The organism is Sphingomonas sp., assembly GCF_040398505.1.
Taxonomy (GTDB): Bacteria; Pseudomonadota; Alphaproteobacteria; order Sphingomonadales; family Sphingomonadaceae; genus Sphingomonas.
The window spans coordinates 1-2,384 of record NZ_JBBATX010000184.1 but is presented as its reverse complement, the minus strand read 5'-3'; the positions used below and the strand labels follow the sequence as shown (position 1 = coordinate 2,384).

Below are 2,384 nucleotides of genomic sequence, written 5' to 3'. Positions count from 1 at the left end.
GGCTGAATCACAAGATACTGGTATTGCTCAACTACTTTCGGATCAGGCTCTAAGCTCAGGCGCGCCGTCCGTGCCAGGGGCCACTGCCCCAGCGACGAGGTCGCTACCCAGCTGCTTCACTTAATCTTGAACCGTTTGGAAAAAAAGAGCGGAATACGCCACCACGTGAGTGGTCCGTGGCCAAATCCCGGTACTCCGTCATTTTCAGCGAGCGCTTCATCAGGGCTAAAGCGGCGTAATCTTCAACCGTCCGTCCACGCACGGAATTTCTGACAGTGCCGGGGCGATAGTCTCCTAACGCCGACCGAGCGCTAGCGCGATCCGCGTCAGGCTGCCGTGCCACCCCATCACCGCCCGGGACCGGTAATACAGCCATCGCCGCCATTGCCGATTGGCCTGTCGGTCGCGCTCCATTGTCGCGCGCTCCGCCTCCGCAGTCGACGGTACGAGGTTGTGGCGGACCATGAGCGGTATCGTCACCCGATCGGGCAAGCCATGATGCCAGTAGCGATCGAGTTCGTTGTCGATCGGGCGCTCGACCCTGCAAATCGCAGCGAGCAGCCGGTGCGCACCGGCGGGCGTCAACAAATAGGCCTGTGTGCCCCAGCAATCACCGATATAGCGGTAAAGATCGAAGGATGCGAACCGAGCTTCCTGCACTCGGGGACCTTCGGTGATCGCGAACAGTCGCAGAAAATCGATCCGGCGGTCGCGCATCCGCGCGACGATCTCGTCCAGCAGTGTTGCGAAATGCGGCTCGAAGGTCACGTCGTCCTCGAGGATCAACCAGATGGATCCATGATCAGCGGCAGCCGCCTGCCGCCACAGAGCGATATGGCTGGCGAAGATACCGAGCTCTGCGGCGCCAAGTTCGCGCCCAAACCGCCGCCGCGCCACGCCGGGATCGTAGTGCAGCCCGGCTGGCCCCACATGATCGATGGCGTCGAAAAAAGCCCATGATCGTCGCAACGCTCTTAGTTGCCCGGCGACCGCCGGACGCCGATCGGAATGCTGCAGACTGATCACTCGGATGGTCGGATCACCCGACATCGAACATCCAGCGTCGCCATGACGGTAACGGGCGCAGGAACGGAGTCAATTTCCGCCCAAGCCGTGTCCAGCGATTGTTGACTTCAAGGTCCGACAGGCTTTCGCGATCGCAGCGCTCGCGAACGTATCGCTCGCGCCACTCCGCAGTGATCGCGTCGCGCTGAATCCTTAGCGACGAGCGCGGCTGGAGATCGATATCCAGCAGACCTACTAGTGCTCCGATCCGTCGGACCGTGATCTCGGGTTCCCGAATGAAATCCTCGCATACGAGATTCAGCGGCGTTATGCCGTTGGTGGCGAAGATACGATATAGCGACGCTTCGTGATGTAGTATCTGGTTTAGACAATAATCGATGTCGCCGGCATTGTAGCGGAGGCGGGACAGGTCGTCACCGCCCGGGGTGTGCCAATTCGACGTCTGCAGCGCGCGCGCAAAGGAGATCGCCTGTCCCAGCTTGTCGTTTCTGGTCAGGAAGACGATCGGCAGGCTCAGCAGGTTCTTGTGAATTTCCCGCGGCGCGAAGCCATCGCGCATCTGGCTGTAGAACGCTTTGATCCCGTGAATGCCGTTATCCGAACGGGACGCAGCCCAGATCTTTTCCCAGATGTCGTGCCCGGGATGCGAATAGGCGGCGTCCGCCGCCAGATCGCGCAGGTGAGTGCGATCGAGATATTCTGCGGGCTTGCCCAAGACATGGGTACTGGCCAGAAGCTGGCATAGATACGTCGATCCGCATCTGGGCGTGCCGAGAATGACATATCCTCGATGCGGGGGCGCGGCATCCATTGTTTATCTCGCTTCGACAAAGCTTCAGCTTGGTATCGGGCACCCTGATCTATGGCAGTGACTACTCCCGGCCCTGAAGGACCGGGCTTCTGATCAGGAGAGGTGCGTGCCTCGCGGATCGCGGTTCCTGCTTCCGTCTCCTAATGGAGCTCGATTCACAGGGCAACCACGGAAGTCCTACGGTTGGTGGTATTGCCGTCGCCTTGCCGAAGGCAAGGCGACGGATATTGATCGCGGCATTCAGATCGGCATTGATCTGCATCCCGCAGGGGACGCAGCCGAAGTCCGCTTGGCTCTTGCGGTTTTCGGCAGCGGCGTGATCGCAGGCAGAACAGCGCCTGCTGGTATTGTGAGGATCGACCGACTCGAACCGTCCTCCAGCCGCCTCGATATGCTGGCGGATGATCAAGCGGATCTGCCCGGGGGCGACATCCTGAAGCGACCGGTTGAGCCCGGCCTTCGCGCGCACGTTGGTGCCAGGCTCCGCCAGCGTACCGGCAGCGCTCCTGGTCATGTTCTGAAGCTTGAGCGCCTCCATGGCGACGCC

Annotated in this window: 3 protein-coding genes and 1 pseudogene; 1 reads left to right on the top strand and 3 read right to left on the bottom strand. The window is 60.9% G+C overall.

Going from position 1 to position 2,384, the window contains the following annotated elements:
* Positions 1-48: 48 nt before the first annotated feature.
* Positions 49-239, top strand: a pseudogene (locus ABWP09_RS14180) (hypothetical protein); the annotation flags it as partial.
* Between the two features lie 55 nt (positions 240-294).
* Here ABWP09_RS14180 and ABWP09_RS14175 read toward each other — a convergent pair.
* The 3 genes from ABWP09_RS14175 to ABWP09_RS14165 form a co-directional block, all read right to left on the bottom strand.
* On the bottom strand, positions 295-1,050 hold the full coding sequence (locus tag ABWP09_RS14175) for a glycosyltransferase family 25 protein (RefSeq protein WP_353205766.1): 756 nt from the start codon (positions 1,048-1,050) through the stop codon (positions 295-297).
* The gene (locus ABWP09_RS14170) at positions 1,040-1,837 is read right to left on the bottom strand and encodes a Stf0 family sulfotransferase (protein WP_353205765.1); all 798 of its coding nucleotides are present in this window, start codon (positions 1,835-1,837) and stop codon (positions 1,040-1,042) included. The genes ABWP09_RS14175 and ABWP09_RS14170 overlap by 11 nt, the downstream gene beginning before the upstream one ends.
* 61 nt (positions 1,838-1,898) lie before the next feature.
* The coding region (locus ABWP09_RS14165; RefSeq protein WP_353205764.1) for a zinc ribbon domain-containing protein at positions 1,899-2,384 on the bottom strand (486 nt) is incomplete at its 5' end.

What these genes read in the sequence shown, in the direction of transcription:
- ABWP09_RS14175 (WP_353205766.1), bottom strand. Translation starts at nt 1,050, where the DNA reads ATGTCGGGTGATCCGACCATCCGAGTGATCAGTCTGCAGCATTCCGAT.
- ABWP09_RS14170 (WP_353205765.1), bottom strand. Translation starts at nt 1,837, where the DNA reads ATGGATGCCGCGCCCCCGCATCGAGGATATGTCATTCTCGGCACGCCC.